The 24,778-nt window shown below is 70.9% G+C and carries 14 protein-coding genes; 4 read left to right on the top strand and 10 right to left on the bottom strand.

Features of this window, described 5'->3' with window-relative positions; genetic code table 11:
* The first annotated feature begins 24 nt into the window (after positions 1 to 24).
* Entirely contained in the window at positions 25 to 13,329 is a 13,305-nt protein-coding gene (locus HD596_RS39685; protein WP_185074596.1) for a hemopexin repeat-containing protein, read from the top strand.
* Between the two features lie 117 nt (positions 13,330 to 13,446).
* Here the strand turns inward: HD596_RS39685 and HD596_RS39680 are convergent, their stop codons facing one another.
* The 3 genes from HD596_RS39680 to HD596_RS39670 form a co-directional block, all read right to left on the bottom strand.
* Positions 13,447 to 14,460 carry an MASE1 domain-containing protein gene (locus HD596_RS39680; protein ID WP_185074595.1) on the bottom strand — a complete coding sequence of 338 codons (1,014 nt, stop codon included), beginning with the start codon at positions 14,458 to 14,460 and terminating at the stop codon, positions 13,447 to 13,449.
* A 382-nt stretch (positions 14,461 to 14,842) separates the two neighbouring features.
* Complete coding sequence (locus HD596_RS39675; protein WP_185074594.1) at positions 14,843 to 15,505, bottom strand: DUF4097 family beta strand repeat-containing protein; 663 nt, start codon at positions 15,503 to 15,505, stop codon at positions 14,843 to 14,845.
* Positions 15,506 to 15,694: 189 nt separating this feature from the next.
* Entirely contained in the window at positions 15,695 to 16,546 is an 852-nt protein-coding gene (locus HD596_RS39670; RefSeq protein WP_185074593.1) for a helix-turn-helix transcriptional regulator, read from the bottom strand.
* Between the two features lie 86 nt (positions 16,547 to 16,632).
* Here HD596_RS39670 and HD596_RS39665 point away from each other — a divergent pair, with 86 nt between their 5' ends.
* Complete coding sequence (locus HD596_RS39665; protein ID WP_185074592.1) at positions 16,633 to 17,424, top strand: SDR family NAD(P)-dependent oxidoreductase; 792 nt, start codon at positions 16,633 to 16,635, stop codon at positions 17,422 to 17,424.
* A gap of 39 nt (positions 17,425 to 17,463) precedes the next feature.
* On the opposite strand, the gene HD596_RS39660 is transcribed toward HD596_RS39665, so the two are convergent.
* The 7 genes from HD596_RS39660 to HD596_RS39630 all read right to left on the bottom strand — a co-directional run bounded on the left by HD596_RS39660 (position 17,464) and on the right by HD596_RS39630 (position 22,531).
* The gene (locus tag HD596_RS39660; RefSeq protein ID WP_185074591.1) at positions 17,464 to 17,922 is read right to left on the bottom strand and encodes a hypothetical protein; all 459 of its coding nucleotides are present in this window, start codon (positions 17,920 to 17,922) and stop codon (positions 17,464 to 17,466) included.
* 104 nt (positions 17,923 to 18,026) lie between these two features.
* Positions 18,027 to 18,242 carry a hypothetical protein gene (locus tag HD596_RS39655; RefSeq protein WP_185074590.1) on the bottom strand — a complete coding sequence of 72 codons (216 nt, stop codon included), beginning with the start codon at positions 18,240 to 18,242 and terminating at the stop codon, positions 18,027 to 18,029.
* Positions 18,243 to 18,321: 79 nt separating this feature from the next.
* Entirely contained in the window at positions 18,322 to 18,804 is a 483-nt protein-coding gene (locus HD596_RS39650; RefSeq protein WP_185074589.1) for a hypothetical protein, read from the bottom strand.
* Positions 18,805 to 19,171: 367 nt separating this feature from the next.
* The gene (locus tag HD596_RS39645) at positions 19,172 to 19,804 is read right to left on the bottom strand and encodes a TetR/AcrR family transcriptional regulator (protein WP_246555171.1); all 633 of its coding nucleotides are present in this window, start codon (positions 19,802 to 19,804) and stop codon (positions 19,172 to 19,174) included.
* An 89-nt stretch (positions 19,805 to 19,893) separates the two neighbouring features.
* Positions 19,894 to 20,808 carry a hypothetical protein gene (locus tag HD596_RS39640; protein WP_185074588.1) on the bottom strand — a complete coding sequence of 305 codons (915 nt, stop codon included), beginning with the start codon at positions 20,806 to 20,808 and terminating at the stop codon, positions 19,894 to 19,896.
* A complete protein-coding gene (locus HD596_RS39635) occupies positions 20,805 to 21,350 on the bottom strand; it encodes an RNA polymerase sigma factor (RefSeq protein WP_313046165.1) in 546 nt (181 codons plus the stop codon). Before HD596_RS39635 ends, HD596_RS39640 begins: the two co-directional genes overlap by 4 nt.
* 173 nt (positions 21,351 to 21,523) lie before the next feature.
* Positions 21,524 to 22,531 carry a hypothetical protein gene (locus tag HD596_RS39630; protein ID WP_185074586.1) on the bottom strand — a complete coding sequence of 336 codons (1,008 nt, stop codon included), beginning with the start codon at positions 22,529 to 22,531 and terminating at the stop codon, positions 21,524 to 21,526.
* Positions 22,532 to 22,915: 384 nt separating this feature from the next.
* On the opposite strand from HD596_RS39630, the gene HD596_RS39625 reads away from it, so the two are divergent.
* Together HD596_RS39625 and HD596_RS39620 are read left to right on the top strand one after the other, a co-directional pair.
* The gene (locus tag HD596_RS39625) at positions 22,916 to 23,824 is read left to right on the top strand and encodes a helix-turn-helix domain-containing protein (protein ID WP_185074585.1); all 909 of its coding nucleotides are present in this window, start codon (positions 22,916 to 22,918) and stop codon (positions 23,822 to 23,824) included.
* A gap of 69 nt (positions 23,825 to 23,893) precedes the next feature.
* The gene (locus HD596_RS39620) at positions 23,894 to 24,766 is read left to right on the top strand and encodes a class I SAM-dependent methyltransferase (RefSeq protein ID WP_185074584.1); all 873 of its coding nucleotides are present in this window, start codon (positions 23,894 to 23,896) and stop codon (positions 24,764 to 24,766) included.
* The last annotated feature ends 12 nt before the right edge of the window (positions 24,767 to 24,778 follow it).

Here is a 24,778-nt window from a genome sequence, read left to right as displayed (position 1 = left end):
GCAGGCTTCTCTGAGGGGGGACGCATGGCGGGCAACGAGCTGCTCCCGAGCTACGAGGAACTGTTCGACGACACGAATCTCGATCATCGGCAGGAGGACGAGGCCAGGACGGTCTACTCGCCGGGGGCCTACCTCGCGGATCTCCTGGGGCTGATCGAGACCGTTCTCGAGCAGCCGTCGCTGCTCGGCGACGACCGGCGCGCCGACCTGAAGAGGGTCCTCCTGGACGGGGAGAACACCTTCGGCGAGTCTCCCTACCTGGACATCGTCATCGAGCTGCTGGAGAAGCTCGCCGGGGACGAGCCGTACGAGCGGATGCGGCAGCGGCTGGAGCACCCGTTCGGGATGCCGTTCTCGCTGGACGAGGAGCGGTTCAAGACCTACCTCCGGCATCTCAGGACCGGACCGGACGAGCTCTACCGGATCTTCGCTCCGGTGGCCGACGCCGACACGGTGGCCCGGCTGTTCCTGGGGTTGTCCGCGGAGGCCGTCACGCATCTGACGTCGCCGGCGGACGAGGCGCGGATCAAGGCCTTCTACGGGCTCGCGCCGCAGGACCGGCTGTCCTCGCTCGCGGATGTGGAACGTTTCAAGCAGGTGACGGGCCTGTCGGCGCTGGAGTTGCGGGAGCTGCTGGGCGAGCCGGAAGACCTCGTACGGCCACCCAAGGACTCCTACGTCAACCAGGGCAGCGGGCCGGTCACCCTGTCGCCGGACGGCACGCGGCTGGAGGGGGCCACCTCCGGCTGGTACGACCGGATCAGCCGGATCGTCCGGCTGGCCAGGGGGACCGGGCTGGGCCTCGGCGACCTCGACCGCATCCTGACCACGTGCTGCGGGGGCACGCTCGACGCGGCGGCGCTGCGGACCACCGCGCTCGTCGTGCACCTGCGGCAGGGCTACGACCTCACCGTAGACGCGGTGTGCGGGCTGGTGGCCGAGGTGGAGCCGGTGCCCGAGGAGCTGCCCGCCATGTCGGGCGACCTCCTCGGCCCGCACAACAAGGAGTACCGCCGCAAGCTGGCCATCGGGATCGGGACCTCCGAGAGCGACATCACGGAGACCGTGCGGCGCTACCGCGACCGCTACAGCGCCCTGGAGCCGAGCCCGTTCGACCGCGCCGCGATCGGGTCGTCGCAGATCGCGCTGCTGCGGCGGACCGGCAGGCTGACCTCGGCGCTCGGCATGTCCGCCGGCGAGCTGTTCGACCTGCTGGGGGTGCTGGAGAGCGACCCGTCGCTGTGGCGGTATTCCACGTTCTCCCTCCTGGGCGGGGTCGAGCCGAAGACGCAGGACTGCTACCGCATCCTGGAGGGCGGCGACCCGGCCTCCGGCCTGTGGCTGGCCCAGACGCTGCTCGCGGTCGCCCGGTGGATGCAGGACAGCGGCTTCGGCGCCCAGGAACTGGCCGAGATCCTGGGGAGCGGGTCCAGCGGGGCCGGCGGGGATGACCAGCTAGCGGTGCTGGAGGGGCTCGACCAGCGGTTCCAGGCGGTGGCCATGGAGCCGGCCATGTTCGAGGGCGAGCGCTTCGGGCCGCGGGCCGCGCAGGCCGTACACGACGTGCTGGCGACCCACACCGGCGCGGTGGTGTCGGAACGCGACGCCCGCCTGCTGCGCCTCGACCCTGAAAAGGTGGCCGTGGCCGCGCACGAGGCGGTCACCTCCCTCGGCATGGTCGTCGACGACGACCTCGTCGGGCTGGGGCTCGGTGAGCGCCTGGCCGGCAAGATCCACGCGCAGCTCCTGTTCAGCGGACGGCTGCGCGCCGACGGCACGCTCGTCACCGAGGGCCTGCCCGAGACCGACTACGCGCTGAACCTGGAGCGGGACTTCGTGCCGTTCAAGGAGGCGCTGTTCAAGCTGATCAACAGCGTCGGCAACGGCACCTCGTCCTTCTACCCCTCCGACCTGGCCACGGTCGGCAACCTGTCCCAGGGGCAGCTCGACGAGCTGTACGACAACCTGACCTACCACGGGTACGTCGACGAGCAGGGCGCCGTCCAGGATCCGGCGTTCTTCGCCGACGAGGAGAACCTCGAGGCGTTCCGCGTCAACGCCGGCCTGTCCGACGTCGCCCCCGAGGTGCTCGCCCTGCTGCGCCGGCGCGTCGACGCCTTCCGCTCCGAGCCGCTCGTCCTCGACCCCGGGCTTCTCGCGGGGCTGCGGCTCAGCGAGGCGCGGCTGGCCAGGCTGATGGACGGGCTGCGCTTCAACGGCTACATCGACGAGAACGGCCGCTACCTGGACAAGCAGACGCTGGCCGCGCTCCAGCCCGCCGACTTCGCGCTGCCGCCCGAGTACCCGCACCGCAACGCCGTGCTGGACGCCGTGAAACGGCAGATCGGCGAGCTGGAGTCCGAGCTCTACACCTTCACTCCCGAGGACTTCGCCGAGGTGGCGGACCTGGCGATGGCGCAGCGGGCGATGGCCGCGATGGAGGGCGTCTGTCTGAGCGACGGCTGGCCGGTCGCCGAGGTGGAGACGCTCGGCGACGGGTTCACCGCGGCCGAGACCGCTGTCGTGGCCCGGCGGGTCGCCGAGTGCGCGCAGGACGAGCGGCCGTACCGGATCCATCTGGAGGCGCTGGGCGAGCTCGGCTTCGACGACGAGCAGCGGGGCCTGGTCGTCGAGAAGCTGATCGCGCAGGGACACCTCACCGACGGCCTGTCCGTGCCGCGCGAGGCCGTCCCCTTCTTCGCCAACCCCGCGAACGTCGTCAGCTTCGCCCTGCAGGGGCTGGAGGACTTCGAACGGGACGTGTTCTTCCTGCTGCACGCGGTCGCCGTGGCGGTGGCCGAGGCGGTCGAGGAGGTGACCGCCGCGCTGGACAAGCGCGCCGGGCAGCAGCGGGAGGCGCTCACCTCCGCGCTGGCCGACGCGTTCGGCGTGCCCGAGGAGAGCGCCGCGGCGATCTGCGCGGGCGTCGCCGGCGGGCTGCCCGAGGCGATGGAGATCCTCCTGCCGCCGGTCATCGCCGTCCCCCGGCGCCTGTCCGATCCGCACTTCCAGGCCGCGTACGAGCGCATCCGCCGCTTCGCGCTGCTGGCCGGCAAGCTCGGCATGGACGGGACCGAGGTCGCCGTCGCCTTCCACGACCAGGACCTGACCGGCAAGTACCCCGAGCCCCTGGCCCTGCCGCCGGGCGTCGAGGTCGTCGACGCGGTGCTGCGCAGCTCCGACGGCCGCATCTACGTGTTCGCCGGCGACGTCTACTGGGCCTACTCCGCAGACACCTACGCCCTGCTCGACCCCAGGTCCAAGGCGCTGACCGAGCTGTCGCCCCGGTTCACCGGGCTGACCCGGGTCGACGCCGCCTTCGCCTTCCCCGACGGCGCCGAGTGGATCATCGGCCGCGCCGTCGAGCGGGGTGACGAGGTCCCCGATCGGGAGGTCTCGCGGCTGTTCGTCAAGGAGCCGGGCAGCATCCGCTGGGCGCCCCGTGACCAGCTGTGGGGCAAGGTCAGGAACAACTTCGAGGCGCCGCGCCGGATCGACAGCGCGTACGTGGACGAGAACGGCAGGACCTACCTCTTCTGCGCTGACCAGTACATCCGTTACTCAACCCCCGATTTCACGACAGTCGACGAGGGTTACCCGCGCGGCGTCGCCGAATGGTGGCAGGCCGAGGGCCACGACGCGCCGCTGCCCGAGGCGTTCACCGGGGCGCTCGACGCGGCCTTCCAGGACGTGGACGGGCGGGTCCACCTGTTCGCGGGCGGCCGCTACTTCGAGATCGGCGGGCAGGAGCAGCCGATCTCCGCCCGGTGGGGCCGCATCCGCAACGCCTTCGACGGCGCGCAGGGCCTCGACGCCGCGTTCACCGGCCCCGACGGCAGGACGTACCTGTTCAGCGGCAACCAGGTGGTCCGTTACACCGACAGCGTGGAGAACGACGGCGTGCGGGTGGACGACGGCTATCCGCGGCGCATCGAGACCGAGTTCGCCCGCCTGCCCGGCGAGTTCCACACCGGCGTCGAGGCGGCCTTCACCGAGCCCGTCTCGGGGATGGTGCACCTGTTCAAGGACGGCAGGACGGTCTCCTTCACCGCCTCCGGCGCCGGCGTGCCGCAGCCGACGGCCGAGCGCTGGGGCAGGGTCGCCGACGTGCTGGCCGGCGGCGCGGTGGACGCCGCGCTCGTGGGCATGGACGGCAAGACGTACCTGTTCAGCGGCGAGAGGTACATCCGCTACTCCGGCGCCGACTACGCCGTCGTCGACCTCGGCTACCCGCGCGGGATCGCCCGCGACTGGGGAGGGCTGCGCAAGGTCGGCGCGGCCTTCGTGATGGACGGCAGGACGTACCTGTTCGGCCAGGGCGGCCACCTGTTCGACGTGCCGCTCGCCCAGGAGCCGGAGCTGAACGAGGGCCGCCTGTCGCCCGCGCTGCGCCGCCACTTCCTGGAGCACGGCCTGACCCTGGCCGAGAACGCCACCGTCACCTCGGAGGGCACGGACGAGTACCGGAAGTGGCACGTCGGCACCGAGCAGGGCATCGCGCTGACGCTCCACCGGAACCCGCTGCACATCCAGGTGCACGCCGACGGCGGCCACTTCCACGTCCGCTACTCCACCAGGGACTACGCCACCCCGGACCCCGGCTACCCCAAGCCGGTCTCCGACAACTGGTGGAACCTGCCCGCCTCGCTGGCCGCCGACCCCCGCTTCGCGGTCATCGACGCGGTCTTCACCGACGGCACCGGCCGGACGTACCTCTTCGCCGGCGAGCGTTTCGTGGTGTCCGACGCCCGGCACCGCTGGTGGTCGGAGCCGCGCACGATCGCCGAGCACTGGGACAGCCTGCTGCCCTTCACCAGGGTGGACGCCGCCTTCGTCGGCAAGGACGGCCGGACCTACGTCTTCTGCGGCGACCGTTACCTCCGCTTCTCCGGCGGAGACTACACCAGGGCCGACGACCGCTACCCGGCCTCCGTCCCGGCGTACTGGGGCAACGTGGTCAACAGGATCGCCCGGACGGGCCTGGTGGACGCCGCGCTGGCCAGGACCGTGACGGAGGAGATCGACGGCAGGAAGGTGGACAACCACTACGTCTACCTGTTCTCCGGCGACCAGTACGTGCGTTACCTGGGGACGGAGCTCGAGTACGTGCAGGACGGCTATCCGGCGGCCCTGTCCGCGCTGTCGCGCGAGCCCGGGATGGCGGCCCTGGACGTCACGCTCGACGGCGTGGACGCCGCCTTCGCCGACCGCCGCAACGTCCACCTCTTCCGCGCCGGCCGCTGCCACATCGTGTCCGACGGCCTCTACCGCCGCTACGACGACCCCTCGTCGATCGGGCTGAGCTGCGCGTTCCTGGAGGACGGCAAACTGCTGGCGGAGGACGGCGGCGGCTGGCGCCATCGCGCGGGCGTCGAGGCCGTCGAGGGCCGCGGGTTCGTGCAGGAGACCGGTACGCCGCGGTCGCTGCGGGCGGCGCCGGAGGAGTTCCGGCGCGGGCTCGACGCCGTGCTGCGTGGCGCCGACGGCACGACGTACCTGTTCAAGGGGCCGAACTGCGTCAACACGCGGCTGAACAGGCCGTACCTCCTCGCCGAGGAGTGGGGCAAGCCGCGTAACACGATTTATCAGGACAACAAGGTGGACGCGGCGTTTGTCGCCAGGGACGGCAGGACCTACCTGTTCAGCGGCGACCAGTTCGTCGTCTACGCCGACCCCGGCCCCGCCGACACTGCCGCCCCCAACCCCGGCCTGACCATCGACGGGGAGCCCCGGCTCATCTCCGAGCACTGGGGCGGCCTGGACGACGTCGCGCTCGCGTACGTCCGCGGCACGAAGACCTACGTCTTCGAGTCGCCCGACGAGGAAGGCCGCATGCGCTACCTCGTCTACTCCGGCACGGACTACACCGAGCCCGACGGCGAGCCGCAACTCGCCGACGAGAGCTTCTGGCAGGTGCCCGAGCAATACCGCGTACCCGGTCACCCCGTGCCCGACGCGGTGCTGTTCGCGGGCGACACCATGCTGCTGCTGCACGGCGAGCAGTGCCTGCAGTACGACGAGAGGGCCGGCGCCTGGTCCTACCCGCGCCCGATCGAGCGGCTCTGGCCCGGTTTCGAGCACGTCCTCGAATCCAGCAGGGAAGACGGTGACGCGCTGCGCACGGCGTTCACCGCGCCGGACGGCTCGACGTACTTCTTCCTCTCCGAGCAGTACTCCCGCCATGACGGGCACGACTTCGCCCCGCTCGCCGTCATCCGCGACCGGTGGGGCAGGTCGCCCAATCCGTTCGTGCCCGACGACGCGACCGCCAGGATCGACGCCGCCTGCGTCTTCGGCGACGACACGACGTTCCTGTTCTCCGGCGACCGGTATGTCCGCTACACCGGCTCCGAATACCGTTACATCGATCCCGGCTACCCGAAGAAGATCGTCGGCAACCTGCGCCGCGAGGCCGCCTTCGCCAACCTGCCGGAGTCGTTCGACGACGCGGTCACCGGCGGCACGATCGACGCCGCCGTCGCCAACGGCCGCACCGCCTACCTCTTCGCGGGCGGCTCCTGGCACGTCGTCTCCCGCGCCGCGACCGCCACCCGCGACCTCGCCGTCTTCGGCCGCGTCAGGAACAACCTCGTGGAGAGGGAGAAGGTGGACGCGACGATCGTCACCGGCGCGCACACCTACCTGTTCTCCGGCGACCAGTACGTCCGCTACACCGGCACCGAGTACGAGTACGCCGACGACGGCTACCCCCGCGCCATCCTGCCCGGCCTCGCCTTCGACCTGCGCATGCAGGACCCGCCCGCGGACTTCGCCGACGGCCTCGACGCGGCCTTCCGCACCCCCGGCCCCCACGGCACCGTCCACCTGATCAAGGGCGACCTCTGCCTGCGGGTCGGCGAGCCGGCCGCGCGGCCCGTCAACGCCCTGTTCGGCAAGGTGCGCAACGCCTTCGCCGACTCCGGCCACAGGCTGGTCGACGCCGCCTTCGCCGCGCCGACCGGCGAGCTGTACGCCTTCAAGGGCGAGCAGTACGTCCGTTACCGTCCGGACGCGTTCGAGTTCGTGGCGGAAGGTCACCCGCGTACCGTCCGTGACGACTGGGGCGACCTGCCGGGCCGCTTCGAGTCGGGCGTGGACGGCGCGTTCGTCTTCGAGGGCCGCACGTACCTGTGCAAGGGCGACGAATACGTACGCTACTCCCGCGGCTATCACGAGGTGGACCGCACCTACCCGCAGCGGTTCCGCTACCGCTGGGGCGGCACGGCCGACTACCGGCTCAGCGACGTGCACACGATCTCCCGGTTCATCGACCTCGCCCGCCGGCACCCGGACGGCCTGCCCGCCTTCCTGCTGGACCCGCCGGCCGTGGTGCAGGACCCGTACGCCTACCTGGCGGACCTGTTCGGCTGGGACGTCGACGAGATCAGGTGGGCCAAGCGCAACGCCGCGCTCCTGACCGCCGAGCCCGAGGCCATCGCGGCCGCGGCGGCGAGCGCCGCGCCGGTGCGGCGGGAGGAGGACCGCTTCGAGGTGGAGTTCCTGCTCCGCCTGGCCGAGCTGTTCACGCTCACCGGCCGGCTCGGGGACGCCCCGTCCACGCTCTACACCGGCGTGTGGCAGCCCTCCTTCGGCGACGCGCCCTCCCTTGAGGCGGCGAACACCGCCCTCTACGGGATCATGGAGCGCCTGCACGCCGGCGAGTGGGAGGCGCTGTCGGCCGCCGTCCACGACGAGATCAACGTGCTCAAGCGCGACGCCCTCGTCTCGATCGCCCCCGGCACCCCGGCGGAGCTGTACGACAAGCTCCTGGCCGACGTCGAGATGGGCGGCCAGGGCCGCACCTCACGGGTGCGCGAGGCCATCGCGGCCGTCCAGCTCTACGTGCACCGCTACCTGCTCGACCTGGAGCGGGTGAAGGTCCCGGACGGGCGGGACCCGGAGGAGACGCGGCGGCGGATCAGGACCTGGTGGGCGTGGCTGAAGAACTACCGCCTGTGGGAGGCCAACAGGAAGGTCTTCCTCTACCCGGAGAACTACCTGCGCCCCGAGCTGCGCGGCTCCAAGACGCCCGCCTTCCGTGCCCTGGAGGACGACCTGCTGCAGGGCGAGATCACCCAGGAGAAGGTGGAGCAGGCCTACAAGCGCTACCTCGACGAGTACACCGAGGTCTCCAGGCTCGCGATCGCCGGCGGTTACGTCTACACCGCGGACGGCGCCGAAGCGGGCGTGCGGCGGCTGGTGCTGTTCGGCAGGACCAGGACCGAGCCGAGGCGCTACTACTGCCGCGAGGCGGAGTTCAGGGACGACGGGCGCCTGTCGGCCACCTGGCAGCCGTGGCTGAAGGTCGACGCGCAGGTCGAGGCCGAGATCGTCTACCCGGTGCACGCCTTCGGCCGCATCTTCGTCTTCTGGCCCACGGCCGAGGCGGTCGCGCCCGAGCCCGGCGCCCAGACCACGCTCACCGAGCAGCAGAGCGGCGACAGCCGTACGCTCACGCCGCCGCCGCCCAAGTACCGGGTGCGCGTCAACTACTCCTTCCGCAACCTCAACGGCGAATGGGTGCCCGCGCAGGTCCTGCCCCTGGAGGACGTGCTGGACGCGCCCGTCGACGGCGTCAGCCTGTACGTCCAGGCGTCCGCGACCGTGCCGGTGCCCGACGGCGGCACGCACGACACCATCCTGATCACCTGCACGTACACGGTCGCCAGGCCGGAGGGCCCGGACAAGGTGCAGTCGGCGTTCGCGCTGACCCCCGAGCTGTACGCGATCCGCGCCGAGGGCGTGCCCGAGCCGGTGCGGCCGTCCCGGCTGGAGCAGATCTTCAACGAGCCCGTGGACGCGTCCAAGGTCGTGCAGCTGGCCGTGCCGGCCGGGGCCGAGAGCGACCCGTGGATGAGCGTCGACCACAAGGGCGGCAGCTTCCTGTGCCGGCCGATCGCCCCGCAGGGCAGCGGCGAGGAGCCGCGGCAGCTGAGCGGCAATCCCGACAAGCTGCCGGTGTGGTCCCCGATCCACGCCGCGGTCGAGCTGCCCAGCGGTGTCAGGTACTTCTTCAACAACATCGGCGAGAACGGCTTGGGCCCCTACTACGTGGAGGTCTCCAAGACGCGGACGACCGCCACCCGCCTCGGCAAGCCGGCGACGGCCGAACGCTGGGGACACATCGCCACCCCCCTGTACAACGACAGGGCCGTGGCCGACGCGGCCATCGTCAGGGACGGGTTCCTCTACCTGTTCTCCGGCGCGTCCTACTACCGGTACTCCGGTGCCCCCTTCGGCAGGATCGACGTGGGCTACCCGAAGCCGATCAAGGGGAACGAAGAGGGTTTCCCGCAGTGGGACAGGGTGGACGCCGCCGCCGTCGACGCTGACGGCGCGGAGTACTACCACTCGGCCGGACAGCACGTGTGGGTGCGCCGGACCCGTCCCGGCAACGCGCTGGAGACCTTCCAGCCGCCATGGGCGACCGGCAGCACGCCGGTGGGGGCGGTCCTCTTCCGCGGCGACGAGGTCTTCGTCGTGAACGGCGACTCCTACCGGCGCTGGGACGGCCAGAACGAGCGCACGCTCCAGCTGCGCGGCAACAGAGACGGCCTGCCGCAGTCCGGCCCCGTCAGCGCCCCCTTCCGCCACGGCGAGAGCGTCTACTTCTTCAACAACGACACCCACACCTACCTGTCCATCACCCGCGAGGAACCCGGCAAGGGCCGGGGACAATCCGGCAACGGGCCCAAGGAAAGGGACTACGTCCAGAGCGAGCCGTCCCCCATCAAGACCCTGGGCGTGGCCAGGACGGTCATCACCGACGAGGGCGTGGACGCGGCCTACGTCGTCGCCGGCACCGGCGGCGCGAACCCCACGCTGTTCCTGGCCAGGAACCTGGAGTACGTCCGCTACACGCTCAAGGACGGCGTCCCGGACGCCCTGGCCGACCCCGGCTACCCCAAGCCCATGAGCCGCCGCGTCCGGGCCGTCTTCCGGCGCGCGGGCCTGCGCTACGTCTTCAGCGGCCAGGACTACACGGTGCTGCGGCCCGGCGAGGAGCTGTCGTCCATGACGGAGTTCTCCCCTGTCAGCGGCAACTGGGGCGGCCTGCCCGGCGGCTGGGAGGAGGGGCTGGACGGCGTGCTCGACAGCACCGACCTCTACCTGTTCCTCGGGTCCACGTACGTCACCTACCCCTCGGCGGTGAAGGTCCAGCGGCCGTACGAGATCGCCGCGCTGCCGCACGAGGTCATCAGGCTCACCTCCAGCACGGCGTACAGGCTGAACAAGGCGCTGCTGGAGGGCGGCGTGCCCGCGCTGCTCGCGCCGGAGATCCAGGAGATCGACGAGCTGCCGGCCTTCAGCACGCGGGTCTCCGACGCCACCACGATCATGGTCACCGAGTCGACCGCGGAGCAGGGCGTGCCGGCCGGCACGCACCTGGACTTCAACAGCGGCAACGGCATCTACTACTGGGAGGTCTTCTTCCACGCCCCCACGCTCATCGCCCAGGCGCTCAACGCCGCCCAGCGCTTCGACGACGCCCGCACCTGGTACGAGTACGTCTTCGACCCCACCAGGCCGCGGTACTGGCGCTTCCTGCCGTTCCTGGCGGCGGACGTCGCGGCGCTGGTCCAGAGCTGCCGCGACGACCTGGCCGAGCTCGCCGGCCGGGGGGCCGACGTGGGCAAGCCGGCCGCCGACCTGGAGGAGATCCTGGTCAGGGTGGCGCCGATGGCCCCCGCCTTCCAGCACCAGCGCGAGCTGAGCGAGACCGAGAAGGGCTACCTCGCCGAGCTGCCGACCGGCGGGCCCTCAACCACCGGACTGCCGCCGATCGAGGAGGCGCTCAACGCGCTGGAGGTGCCGCCGGAGGCCGGGCCGGCGCTGAAGGGCCTGCTGGAACGCATCGCCCTGCTCGGGCGGCTGCGCCAGCAGTACGATCTCATGGGTGACCGGGCCGCGCTGCTGAAGGCGTACCTGGAGGATCCCTTCGACCCGCACGCGATCGCCGAGCTGCGGCCGCCGGCCTACCGGCGCGCGGTCGTGATGGCGTACGTCGACAACCTGCTCGACTGGGGTGACCTGCTCTTCAGGCAGTACACCGCCGAGAGCGTCGACGAGGCCAGGATGCTCTACATCTTCGCCTACGACCTGCTCGGCGAGCGGCCGCCCGAGGACCTCGGCCCTCGGTCCCTCTCGCCCGCGCTCACCTACGAGCAGCTGCGCCGGGCGCCCCAGGACGACGGGCTGCCCGAGCTCACCGCGGGCGGCGCGATGCTGGAGAAGGCGGGCGAGGTGCACGCCAGCGTCGCGGGACCGTACTTCCACGTCCCCGCCAACGGCGTGTTCCTGGAGTACTGGGACCGCGTCGAGGACCGGCTGCGCAAGATCCGGGCCTCGCTCGACATCATGGGCGTCAGCCGGCCGTTGCCGCTGTTCGAGCCGCCGGCCGACGTGATGGCGCTGGTGCGCGGCGCGGCGGCGGGAGCGTCGCTCGACCGGCTCGCCGCCGCCGCGACCCTGCCGGTGCCGCACTACCGCTTCTCCTCCGTCTTCCGCAAGGCGCAGGAGCTGGTGGACAAGCTGCGGCAGTTCGGCGGCGACCTGCTCAGCGTGCTGGAGCGCCGCGACTCCGAGGAGCTGGCGCTGCTCAACAACCGGCACGAGGGCACGATCCTGGCCCTCACCCGTGCCGTGCGCGAGGCGGAGGTGGAGATCGCCGCCCAGGGCCTGAGCGAGGTGCGGGTCAGCGAGCAGGGCGCGCAGAACCGGGTCGAGCACTACGAGGGGCTGATCGCCGCCGGGCTGACGCCGCTGGAGCAGGCACAGCTCGGCATGATGTCCGCGGCGGTGGTCGCCCACGTCGTCGCGACCGGTTTCCAGGCCGGCGCGGCCATCGCCTCCGGCCTGCCGGACGTCCTGCTGGGCCTGTTCATCATGGGCACCAAGCTGGGCCGGGAACAGGTGACCGAGGCCCTGGAGCACGGCGGCGAGGCCTCGTCGTCGGCGGCCGAGGCGCTGAACGTCATCGGCGAGCTGCTCGGCATCCGCGCCGAGCAGGAGCGGATGGTGGGCGACTGGACCTTCCAGCTCGCCGTCGCCCGCAACGACCTGGAGCAGCTCGGCCACCAGGTGAAGGCCGCCGAGCTCCGGCTCAAGGCCGCCCAGCGCGAGCTGCAGATCCTGGATCAGCAGATCGCCAATCAGGAGGCCGTCGGCGCCTTCATGACCGGCAAGTTCACCAATCTCCAGCTGTACCAGTGGATGTCGGGGCGGCTGTCCGGGCTGTACTTCCAGACCTACGCGATGGCGTACGACATGGCGCGCGCCGCGCAGCGGTCCTTCCAGTACGAGCGGGGCGTCCCCGAAGGGGAGGCCGACTACATCCAGCCGCTCTACTGGGAGAGCCGGCGCAACGGCCTGCTCGCCGCGGAAAGCCTGGGAGTGGACCTGGAGCGGCTGGGCAAGGCGTGGGTCGAGAGCGACCGCCGCGGCCTGGAGATCATCAAGAAGGTGTCGCTGCTGGCGCTGGACCCGGTGGCCGCGCTCAGCCTGCGCACCACCGGCCGCTGCGAGTTCGCCCTGACCGAGGCCCTCTTCGACCGCGACTTCCCCGGCCACTACCGTCGGCGCGTCAAGACGGTATCGGTCACCTTCACCGGCCCGGAGGGCCCGCTCGCTCTCAACGCCGTGCTGACCCAGCTGGACAGCAGGACGGTGCTCGCGGCCGATCCCAAGGCCGTCAAGTACCTCCTCGACCCCAAGGGCCCGATGCCGGCGACGTTGCGCGCCGACTGGCGCGGCGGCCAGCAGATCGCCCTGTCGGACCTGGAGGAGTACAAGGACAACAACGGCCTCTTCGAGCTCCGCTACGACGACGACCGTTACCTCCCCTTCGAGGGCACCGGCGCGGTCTCCCGGTGGCGCCTGGAGCTGCCGTCCGGCGGCAACCCGCAGCTCCTGGACGTCACCGTCACCCTGAAGTACTCCGCCGAACAGGGCGGTGAGCTCTTCGCCGGCGCGGTCAAGGGCATGCTCAAGCCCTACGCCACGGCTCGCTACTGCGACGTCCCGGCGGAGTTCCCCGAAGAGTGGTCCACGTTCGTCGACGGCGCCGACGACACGCTGACCCTCCCGTTCACGCCGGACATGTTCCCCGGCATGACCGGCCGCGCCATCACCGGCGTGTACGCCTTGTACTCGCCGGCCGGCGACGGCTCGGCCCGCTTCCTCCTCAACGGCGAACGACGCCTGGCGCTCACCGAGGGCAAGCTCCTGCCGACCCCCGGCCTCACCGCCGGGACCTGGCGCCTGGTCCTGGAAGGCGACAAGTCCGCTCTCCAGGGTCTCGGCCTGATCGTGTCCTACCGCGCCCGCTAGCGGGCTCTCCCGCGCCCCCGGCCGGTCCCGTCCGGGGGCGCGCAAGGTTACGGGATCCTCGAAATGAGTCATCCGCCGCAACCGGTGCTCACCCGAAACCCCTGGTCGGGAGGCCGGCTACGGCGACCGATCCCTGCTGCGCTCTCCAGCGCGTGGGGGCGGCAGCCGGATGACCAGCTTCTTGTCGCCTGCGAGCCGGTGCGCCACCTCGTTGAGCCGGGCGCAGACGTCCTTGATGTTCCGGTGGGCCTTGTCGCGCTCGGCGATGATCGCGGCGAGCAGCAGCGCGGTCAGCGCCGCGGAGCCGTTGAAGGCCTGGAGGGCGACCATGTTGAGGAGGAGGTCGTGCTGGGCGAACGGGCCGAAGTGGTGCGCGGCGGAGACGATCGCCACCGTCGACGCGATCAGCGCGCACGCCGCGGCCCCGAGGAGCTGGAAACGCAGCGCGGACCAGATCAGGAAGGGGAAGACGAGGAAGAGCAGGTTGATGGGGCCCACGGTCGCCGCCAGCGTGACGAGGAAGGTGCCCAGCAGCAGCGCCGCCCCTTCGACCCAGCGGAGGGGGTGGGCGGCCCGCGGCATCCGGGTCGTACGGCTCGCGAGCAGGAGCGGCGTGACCACGAGCACGCCCATCGCGTCACCCGTCCACCACACCGACCACGTGGACCAGAAGTCACTGGGCCGCAGCCCGCCGGCGAGCACCAGCGAGCCGGCGCCCGCGGTAGCGCTGACCAGCATCCCGGCGAAGGCGCCCAGGAACACCAGGGCGAGCGCGTCCCGCAGCCGGTCCAGTTCGATGCGGAAGCCCACGCGTTCGAGCAGGAGGTACGCGCAGACCGGCGCGAGCGTGTTGCCCATGGAGATGCCCAGGACGGCGGCCATCGTCGGCCCGATCGACACGTTGACCAGGAAGGCGCCGAGGGTGATGCCCGGCCAGATCCGGAGGCCGAGGAGGAGCAGGGCGGCCAGCCCGATGCCCGTCGAGGGCCACAGCGGCGTCACCTGCCCTCGGACCAGCTGTTGTTGCAGCCCGAGCTTGGCGGCCACGAAATAGGCGATCGCGACGGCGAGGATCTTCACGACCGTCATGGCATGGTCCCGTAGCCCGTGGTGGACGGCGACAGCCCTCATAGGAACACCTCCGGCCCGACCGAATCGGTGCCCGGCCTAGCGCATACGCCCTGCTTCAAAACTAGTCATAAACCCACCAGGAGGGACTAAAGGCCAGGTAATCGACATATACGCCAAAGGCGATATAGACCTAGAAAACGGAAAGGATGCCCTGCCGCGGCCCGACGGGGAAACTGACTGCAGCGCGCCGACCGCAGGTCAGTCCTCGTCACCGTCGATCGGGTACCCACCGCCGTCCAACCGTCTCGTGCAGGGCCCGTGCCGGGGGGCGCGAAGGGCACCCTGGTCACTCGGCTACTTCACGTCTGGTCGCCCGAACCCGGGTGGAGGGCCCCGGTCCGCATGGATGGACCGGGGCCGTCCGCCGTCACCGGGCTGTGGGTCACAGGCTGCGGGCGGTGATGTCGCCGCTGGCTGTGGTGGCGTGGATGTCCAGTTCGGCGGTGCCGTCGTTCTTGAGGGCGTTGGTGATGCGGCCGTGGGCGGTGCCGGCGTCCAGGGCCGCCGAGACGCCGGCGGCGGCGGCGATCGAGATGTCGCCGGCGTCGGTGCGGAGCACGACCTTGCCGCCGGTGGCCTCGGCGATGCGGATGTCGCCCCGTGCGGTGCTGATCTCCGCCGGGCCGCCCAGCCGGCCGACCTCGACGTCGCCGTCGGTCGCGGTCAGGCGCAGGCTCGCGGTCTCCTCCAGCCTGACCTGGCGGTAGGCGCCGTCGAAGGCCACGTCACCGAGACGGCCGACGGTCCGCAGCTCGGCGGCGCCCGCCTTCGCCTCGATACGGGAACCGGCGGGCAGCTCGACCGTCACGTCGATGGATCCGGACGGGCCGAGGTACTGGTTCTTCACCGACGTCTCGATCCGCAGGACGCCGCCGGCGTATTCGACCGTGGTCTGCTCGGCCGCCTTCACGTCGCGGCTCTTGGCGGCGTTCGTGGGACGGACCTCGACCGTGGTGTCGGCCCGGTCGGCGGCGATGAAGTGGACGCGGCCGGCGGGGATGTCCAGGACGGCGGAGATGGCGGCGGGGGTGTCGAACTTCTGCATCAGGTGCTCCTTGTGCTGCGCTCTTGTTTCGATGTCCACCATCGCCGACCGCTCTGATACCGGGCCGTCGCCGTCCTGACGCCGCCGCTGACATACGGCGGCCGGGGGCAGCCCGGTCGGGCTTCTTGCGTTCAGGGCGAGACCGGCGCGTGGCCCTCGCCTCCGCCCGTGGGGATCTGACCGGCAATCTCAGGTAGGAACATCCATGCGCTGCGTGCCGACGACCGCCAGCAGGCGCAGGGCCTGTTCGGACGGCGAGCCGGGGACGGCGGTGTAGATCACGACCCGCTGGTCCCGGTCGGTGATGTCGAGAACGTCGCAGTTGACGGTGACCGGGCCGACCAGCGGATGCTGGAACGTCTTCGTCATGGCGGGGGCGCCGGCCACGTCGTGGGAGTCCCACAGGCGGGCGAACTCCTCGCTTCCCTCGTGGAGCTCACGCACCAGCTCGGCCACCTCGGGGTCGTCAGGGTAGCGGGCGGCGGCGGCGCGCAGGTGGATGGCCGAGAGGCGGGCGAACCCATCCGCATCCGACACCCCGTACAACCGCCGTCCCTGAGGATGCGGGCCAAGGAAGACGCGGCGCACCAGGTTGCGGTCGCGCCGTGACAGGGCGGAGAAGTCCTCCATGAGGGCGGCCGCCAGGTCGTTCCAGGCGATGATCTCGTACATCGCGGACGTCACGATCGCGGCGGCCTGCGGGAGCCGCCGCAGCAGGTCGAGGATGCTCTGGCGGACCTCGCGCGAGGGCCCCGGCGCGCGGGCGGGCGGCGCGCCGGCGAGGCGGTGGAGGTGGTCGCGCTCGGCGTCGGACAGGCGCAGGGCCCGGGCCAGCCCGGCCAGCACCTCCTGCGACGGGCGGGGCCCGCGGGCCTGCTCCAGCCGGGTGTAGTACTCGGTCGAGATGAAGGCCAGCTGCGCCGCCTCCTCGCGGCGCAATCCGGGCGTGCGGCGGCGCGGCCCGGCAGGCAGCCCCACGTCAGCGGGGACGATCCGCTCGCGCCTGCTCCGCAGGAAGGCCGCCAGTTCCTGTCTGTCCATACTCCCAGCTTGCACGAATATGCGCGGTCCAGGCATGTACCGGTTGTACCTGGATAAGCCCGGCACGCTGGCGCAGGCTCACTGTCATGCAGAACACCATTCCCGCCAACGACACGTCCATGGGGCTGCTGGCCGGCAAGGTCGCCTTCATCACCGGCGCCGGACGCGGCATCGGCGCCGCCGCGGCGCGGCTGTTCGCCCGGGAGGGCGCCCGGGTGCTGCTCGCGGCCCGTACGGAGGAACAGCTGAAAGCGGTGACCGAGGAGGTACGGGCGGCGGGCGGCACCGCCGGCTACGTGGTGTGCGACCTGGCCGACGCGGCCAGTGTGCGCGCCGCCGTGGATCGCGTCGTGGACCTGTACGGCCGGCTCGACGTCGCCTTCAACAACGGCGCGACCATCACGCCGCCCGGCCCGATCGACGAGGTGGACGAGGCCGACTTCGACCGCCTCTACACCGTGAACCTCAAGGGCCCGTGGCTGGCCATGACCGCCGAGATCGCCGCCATCCGGGCCACCGCCGGCACGGGAGCCATCGTCAACAACTCCAGCGTCGGCAGCCTCATGGGCAACCCCCAGCTGCCTGCCTACGGGGCGATGAAGCGGGCCGTCAACAGCCTCACGGAGTCGGCCGCCATCACGTACGGCCCCGAAGGAATCCGCGTCAACGCGATCGCGCCCGGCCACACGTCGACCGAGATGATCCGTACGTGGGAGGAGCACTCCCCCGGCCTCGTCGAGCGGCTCAAGGCCCAGACGCCGCTGCGCCGCGCGGCCGATCCCGACGAGATCGCCCAGGCCGCCGCCTGGCTGCTCAGCGACCGCGCCTCCTTCGTGACCGGCACCGTCCTCAGGGTGGACGGCGGCGCACGCGCCTGAACGCCGGCCCCCGCCTTCCCATGCCGGCCGAAGGACGGCTCAGGCCAGGGCCGCGATCTCGATCCGGGTGTGGTCGGCGGGGGCCACCAGGCAGGCGAGCACGACGTTCCCCCGCTCCAGGCGTTCCCCCATGGACGAGGTGAGCCGGGCCGTGCGCTCGATCTCGTAAGGCTCGCCGGTCTGGGGGGTCACGCGAAGCCGCAACGTCCAGATGTAGCGTCCGTTGAGCTTGTTGGACGTCTCCTCGGCCCCCAGGACCGCCGCGTGGCACGGCACCGCGGCCGCGCGCTCCTGCGGCGTGAAGGTCCGCAGCGCAGCGGATTCCAGGCTCGCGAACGAGAGGGAGCCCATGGCGAGCAAGCCTGCGGCCAGGAAGATGAAGCCCGCGCTGACGTATGCCCCGACCCGGGTGTGCGGCTTCCGCCTCAACACGAGGAACAGCACCACGCCCACGATCAGTGCGATGACGGCGACTGCCCCGAAGACGACCGATGCCATCGTTCTTCCTCAAGCTGATAGGCGGGCCTGATGAGCCGGCCTGGTCCGTTGTGATGGCGGTAGTCGATCAGGTGGCGCTTGCACGGCGCCTGCAAGCCGGCTGATCAGGCGCTGGCCGCTGCCCGCCAGCGCCGCAGGATGTCCTCGTCGTCACGGTCACCGTGCCAGGAGGCTTCCTCGCCGATCGCGTGCGGCAGCCACTCGTGGTAGTCCGGGGAGTCGGGCGTGATGTCCCTGGTGCCGTCGATACGGGTGCCGTCGGGCAGCACGGTGGAGGTCGGGACGCGAAGGACGCCGCCGGCCAGCATGATCGCGGTCATGTGCTTCATCCCCTCCGTCCCATCTGCCACGGTTCTCTGCCCAGCATAGCGGCCCGCTGTGCCGTCGGCAGGGGTCTGCTCAGCCGATCCCGTATCGCCCCGCGAACCAGGCGTAGGCCTGCTGGGCCGCCTGCTCATCGCCGAACAGCTGGATGAGCCGCCGGGCCCGCCGGACCAGCACGCAGGCGAAGGCTTCGGCGTACAGCTCGGTGACCGCCGCCCGGTAGGGCGGGGCGAGGCGGTCGGCGCTCGCGGCATGCAGGGCCGTCCAGAACGGGGTCCGGGACGGCATGCCGTCCATGTCGTCGGCCGCGTGCCCCAGCTCGTGGCCCGCCACGCTCGCCGACGGCGACGGCACGCTGCCCACCCCGATCATGCGCCGCCTCGGGTCGTAAACGCCGGCGCTGCGCTCCCATCCGCCCTGCTGAACGGGCAGCGGGATGCCCCGTAAATGCTCGAAGCCGGGTAAGTCCGGCACGGCGCCGGGTCCCACGACGATCCCGCCGTTCAGGTGAGCGGCCAGCCGCGTGCCCAGGGCGCGCGGGACCGCGGACAACGTCATGATCGCCACCAGGGTTTCGGCGGGAGGGAACGTGCCCGGACCCCATGCCCTGTGGACGCGATCCTCGAGCGCGCCGACATGGAGCCAGCCCGGCCGTCCTCTGCTCTGGCTGGCCACCCACGTCCTCTGGTCATCGCTCTGGCAACTGCCGACGTGCTGGGCGGATGAGATGACGGGGGTACATCGCAGGCGCGGCAACACACTCTTGATCGCGAACTTTAGCGGCCGGCGGGTCACGCCGCATCTCCGGCCCACGGCGACGAGGCCGAGATCGTTCCCGGAGCGTGGGAGGCGGAGCCGGTCGCGTTCGGAGGCGGGGGCGGCGTCCGAGCCGTCGGGGCGGCGGGCGAGGCCGAGCCGGGGGGCGTCAGGTTCGGCTGGACTCGCCCCGTTGATCCACGGTTCCTGACATGGGACGGCCCAGCAGGCCCGTGGCGACGGTCTCGATGTGCGGGGCCAGGTCGGCGGCCCGCGCTTCGGCCAGGGCGGGGGTGGCCACGACCGAGCGCAGGATGCCGATGCCGACCATCCAGGCGCTGAGCAATTCGGCCCGCAACTCGGCATCCTCGCCCTCGGCCAGGTCCCGCAGGGCGTTGACGTAGGTGTCGCAGACCTCCCTGCGGATGCGCCGGCGGGCGTCCTCGTGGGCCGAGGAACGCAGCATGGCGACCAGGGGGTGCTCGCCGCCGTACTCGCTCCAGTCGTGGTCGACGACCGTGCGCACCATCCGGGCGACCAGCTCCTCCTGGGGGCCTTCGAGCAGGTCGGCGGGGAGGTCGGCGGCGGTGGCCTGGTCGAAGAGCTGCTTCTTGGAGCCGAAGTAGCGGAAGATGAGGGTGGCGTCGACGCCGGAGTCCCTGGCGATGTCGCGAACGCTGGTGGCGTCGTAGCCCTCGCGGGCGAAGCGCAGCCTGGCGGCCTCGAGCAGGCGCGCCCGGGTGGCTTCCCTGTCCCTCTTCTGCAACGCGAGCCCCCTTGCCAGGTCATCGATCGTTGACATTCTATGGGCACCGGCAATCTCGGCCCGGCCGCCGCCCACCGCCTGTACGACCTGACCAGCCACCTGCTGCGCTTCCAGGGTTCCGGTGCTCAGTCCGCGTACTCGAGGCCCGTCTGGCGCTCGGCGGTGACCTCCAGGCCGACCACGCCCGCACGCGCAGGTATGACCTTGAACACGATCCAGTCGCCGCCCACCTGATCCGCGGCCAGTGGTTCGACCGTGTACCCGCCCTCATGGACCACGACGCGGCGGAACTCCGCGGTCAGGCCGTGCTTGCCGACCTCGGCCAGCACGTCGTCGACGGTCCGGCCGCTCACCTTGACGCCGGCCAGCGGCTCTCCGGGACGGGTGGCCGACTGCCAGTTGTTCTCGTAGGACTCCCCCGGCTTGGCCGGCCTGCCCAGCTCGAAGTGGACCACGTCGGGTGTGCCCTTGATCGCCGCCGGGACGGTCACCACCATGAAGCAGCCGCTGTCGGCCAGATCGCAGTCCGCCGGCTCCTTGCGGGCCCCGATGGGCACGTTCACCGGGGTGTTGCCGCCACCCAGGCTCACGATCTCGCCGACCGCGCTGGGCGAGACCGGGATCACCCTGAGCTCGACGTTGAGGCCGAGGGAACGGAACGCCTCGGAGAACTTCCGCTGGTCCGCGTAGGGGTCCTTGATCCGGGCGACGTAGGTGCCGGCCTCCTCGTGGATCTCCACCGCGGAGTTGGCGTAGGAGGTCGCGGCGCCGCCGAGCAGGCTCGGTCCGAGGACGACGCCGAGGGCGAGGACGGCGGAGGCGGCGAGCCCGAGCAGCGCGCGATGCCCGAAGCGAGGCCCGAAGCGACGCCCGCGCGGGCGTCGTAGGAGCGCCGCCGCCGTCGTCGTGTCCCGCTCCTGAGCGATGATGTCGGCGAACAGCGCCTGCGCGCGGGCGCCGCCGGCACGCCCGCCTGGTTCGTCCGGACTGATCCGGGCCAGCGGCCTCAGCAGCTCGTTGATCTCGTCGATGTCCCTCATAGTGATCTCCCCGTGGGAACGACCGCGTCGGTCGGCGTGAATCGAACGTCGGCTACCTCGAGCGCCCGGGACAGGCGTCTGCGCGCGCGGTGGAGCCGGATACGGACGGCGTTGCGGGAGAGCCCCAGCATCGCGGCGATCTCCCTGCGGTCCAGGCCCTCCCACGCGACCAGCGCGAGCAGCTCGCGGTCGTCCTCGGGAAGCGTCGCGAACGCCTGGGCGATCGCGTTCCTCTCGACGCTGCGGTCGGCGAGATCGCCGTAGAGGTCGGCCATCTCCGCGTCGAGGTGCCGGTGCCGCGCCCGGCGGCGCAACGCGCTGCGGCGGTGGTCGGCCAGCACGTTGCGGGCCACTCCGTAGACCCAGAGCCTCGCCTGCGCGCCCGGAGGCAGTTCGTCGATCTTGCGCCAGACGATGACGAAGGTCTCGGCGACCACGTCGGCCGCGTCCTGCGGAGAGTCGCAGCGGCGTCCGGCGTAGGCGATGATCTGGTCGTAGGTCGCCCGGTAGACCGCTTCGAACCTGTGGATGTCATCTGACACAGGCGGTTCCCATCGTGACGTCCTCCACTTCGGTACGGGTACGAACGCCCCTTTCATGGGTGGAGGCGCCCCGATCATTTCGCCCGGAAGCGGAGAATTTCGCGCGGCCGCGCCGCTCCCCGGTCCGGAGTGGCTCGCGGTAAGCGGGCGGCCGGCGTCAGGAGGGAAGGGGCTCAGCCCGTGTAGTCGGTGGCGTGGGTCTCGCCGGTCGGCCACAGGTATCTGCCGTGGTCGGCCGTCGTGAAGTTCTGGTTGTCGTCTCCCGTACGGGCCTGGATGAGGTTGCGGCGCCAGGTGGAGCCGCGCGCCGATCCGCCCCAGATGTTGCCGTACAGGAAGCCGTAGAGCTGTTCGAGTTCGGCCGAGAAGATGTTGCCGGTGACGGTGATGTTCGTGGCGTTGTTGACGACACCGATGCTGATCGCGTAGCCCCAGCCGGAGACGTAGTTGTCCGTGAACGAGATGTGGTCGTACACGCCGCTGCCCTGCAGGGCCAGGGCGTTGGTGTTGCCCAGGGAGGCCAGGGTGTTGTGATGGACGATCATGGGGCCGCCGTTGCCTTCGCTCTGCGGGCCTATGCCGTCATGGTGGTATTCGTCGTGCGACGTATCGGCCATGTCGTGGATGTAATTGTTCGTCCAGGTCGACGGGCGGTCCGGGAAGCCCGTCACCATGATCATGCCGGCGTTGCCCCAGATGTCGTTGTGGTCCATGACGGCCACGGCTTCCTTCATGGTCGTGGCGAGCTGCCAGGAGTCGTCGAAGGGCGTGCCGGGCTTGGTGTGGGACGACGAGACGGTGCCGTCGTTGCCGGGCGGCATCGCGTAGGAGCTCGGCTTGAACGTCGAGTAGAGGAACTTGATGTTGTTGTCGGAGTAGATCTGGACGAGGTTGTCGTTGGGGCTGGTGCCCTCGAACAGGCAGCCGACGAACGTGAGGTTGTCGCCGTAGATCAGCACCTTCCTGGCGAGGAAGCGCTTGAAGGAGATGACGCTGTTGTCCGGGAACTCGAGCCGCAGCGGTCTGTCGTCGCTCATGCCCGGCTCGTAGTCGGTGAGCTTGCCCGGGTACGCGCCCAGGCCCAGCCCTCCGGCGTTGGCCGGCGTGTTGGCGTAGCCGGTGTTCGAGAAGTCCGGCCAGTAGCCGGAGCCGTCGTTGGGCCGGGCGTCGATGGCGTTCACGACCGCCTCCGAACCGCGCGTACGTAAGTCGGCGCCGGTGACGACGCTCGCGGAGAGGGCGGCGGCGAGGAGGACGAGGGTGACGGCGGCGGAGAAGGAGCTCCGGGCGAACGCGCGGACGAGGGGTGAGCGTCGGCGATTCTCGACGTCGTGGGGGTGCGATGTCTTGATGTCGTGCTCCGATCGGGGTCGGTTACGAGTCCCGCCCGTGCCGTCCGGCGGCAGGGGCGATATTTCGGCACCACGTAGTGTGCCGGGGAGCCTCCGCGTTTCGGGCGATTTCTTATGACCACATGGCGCAGCCGAAAAGTGTCCCATCGTGATCGCACGAATCTTCGGCAGAACGCTTGCGGTTCCACCAGGTGGAAGGTGCAGATTCGAGCCATGAACGACGTGACGGGTCTTTACACGATCGGGCAACTGGCCCGGCGTACGGGGCTGCAGGCGCGCACGATCCGCTTCTGGTCCGATCGCGGCGTCGTCCCCCCGGCCCGGAGGTCGGAGGGCGGGTACCGGCTCTATGACGCGGAGGCGGTCGCGCGGCTGGACCTGGTCCGGACACTGCGCGATCTCGGGCTCGGTCTTGACGCCGTCCAGCAGGTGCTGGAGCAGCGGGCCACGCTGAGCGAAGTGGCGGACCTGCACGTCAGAGCGCTCGACGCCGAGATCCGCACCCTGAAGATCCGCCGGTCCGTCCTGCGCGTTCTCGCCAACCGTGACAGCTCGACCAAGGAGATTGCATTGATCAACGCGCTGGCCCGGCTGTCGGCCCGGGAACGTCAGCAGATCATCGACGATTTCGTCGACCGCGCGTTCGCCGGCGTCCTCGACGAGGACGCGGCGCTGGTCGCGGGGTGGATGCGCGACCTGCCGCCGGACCTCCCCGAGGACCCCACCTCCGAACAGATCACCGCGTGGGTGGAACTGGCCGAACTGGTGGGCGACGACAGCTTCCGGCATACGGTCCGGGAGATGGTTCTCAGCGGCGAGGACGACAACCGCCTGGAGTACGGCCTCAACCTCCGGCCCCTCGTCCTGGAGCACGCGGGCGCCGCTCTGTCGCGCGGCATCGCGCCGGAATCGGCCGGGGCGCGAGCGATCCTGAAGCAGATCATCCCCGACGGCCTTTCCGCCGAGGAGACCGCCGCCCTGATCGCGTGGCTGGACATGGTCGCCGAGCCCCGGGTGGAGCGGTACTGGCAGCTGCTGAGCATCCTCAAGGGCGACAAGCCGGCCCCGCCGGCGGTCCCGGCCTTCGCATGGGCGCTGGCCGCCCTGCGGGCACACCGCTGATCCCGGCGTCCCTCAGATTCGGTTGGAAATTCTGTGGCTTCCGCTGGCGGTCGCCGTTAGCGTGGCCCGGTGATCTACGAGCATCCTTTGGCGTACGTGCTCGGCCTGGAGGGCATGGCCCTGATGCGGGCCTTCACCGGCGGGCACGACCGCGCTTTCGTCGAGGCGCGCCTGGCCGAGATCCGCAAGTTCCTCGATGACGACTCTCTGGCCGAGGCCGCCGTCGAGGTGGCCCGCGTGGACACCGTGGAGGGTTACCGGATCTGGTCACAGACCTACGACGGGGCCAACTCCGCCTTCGCCCTCGACGAGCCGTTCATCAGGGAGATCGTCGACGAGCTGCCGGCCGGTGACGCGCTGGACGCGGCGTGCGGCACCGGCAGGATGGCGGCTTACCTGGCCGGTCGCGGCCATCGGGTGCGCGGCGTGGACAGTTCGTCCGACATGCTGGAGCGGGCGTGCCGGCGGGTGCCGGAGGCGGAGTTCCAGCTGGGCGAGCTGTCGTGCCTGCCGCTGCCTGACGAGTCCGTCGACCTGGTGGTCTGCTCGCTGGCGTTGACGCATGTGCGCGTGCTGGACCCGGTGCTGGCCGAGTTCGCCCGGGTGCTGCGGTCCGGCGGGCATGTGGTGATCGCCGACATCCATCCCGAGGGCGTGGCGCGGGGAGTGGTCCCGTCCGTACGGCTGCCGGACGGCCGTCCGGGAAGGGTGGCCACGTACCGCCACCTGGTCGGTGACTACGTACGAGCCGCGCTGGCGGCGGGGCTCCAGGTGCGGCGCTGCGAGGAGCCACTGCACGCCTCAGGGGAGCCGCGCGAGAGGACCGACGTCCTGGAACCGTGGGAGGTGTGGCCGTGGGGTCTGTGGGACCTGGCACCCGAGGCGGCGCACGCGGTCATCGCGGGGACGCCGTCCATGCTGTTCTGGCACTTTCAGCGCTAGCCAGCTCTCCAC

It is taken from the genome of Nonomuraea jabiensis (genome assembly GCF_014204795.1).
GTDB lineage: Bacteria > Actinomycetota > Actinomycetes > Streptosporangiales > Streptosporangiaceae > Nonomuraea > Nonomuraea jabiensis.
The sequence above is the reverse complement of the archived record's forward strand: the minus strand, read 5'-3'. Positions and strand labels throughout refer to the sequence as shown.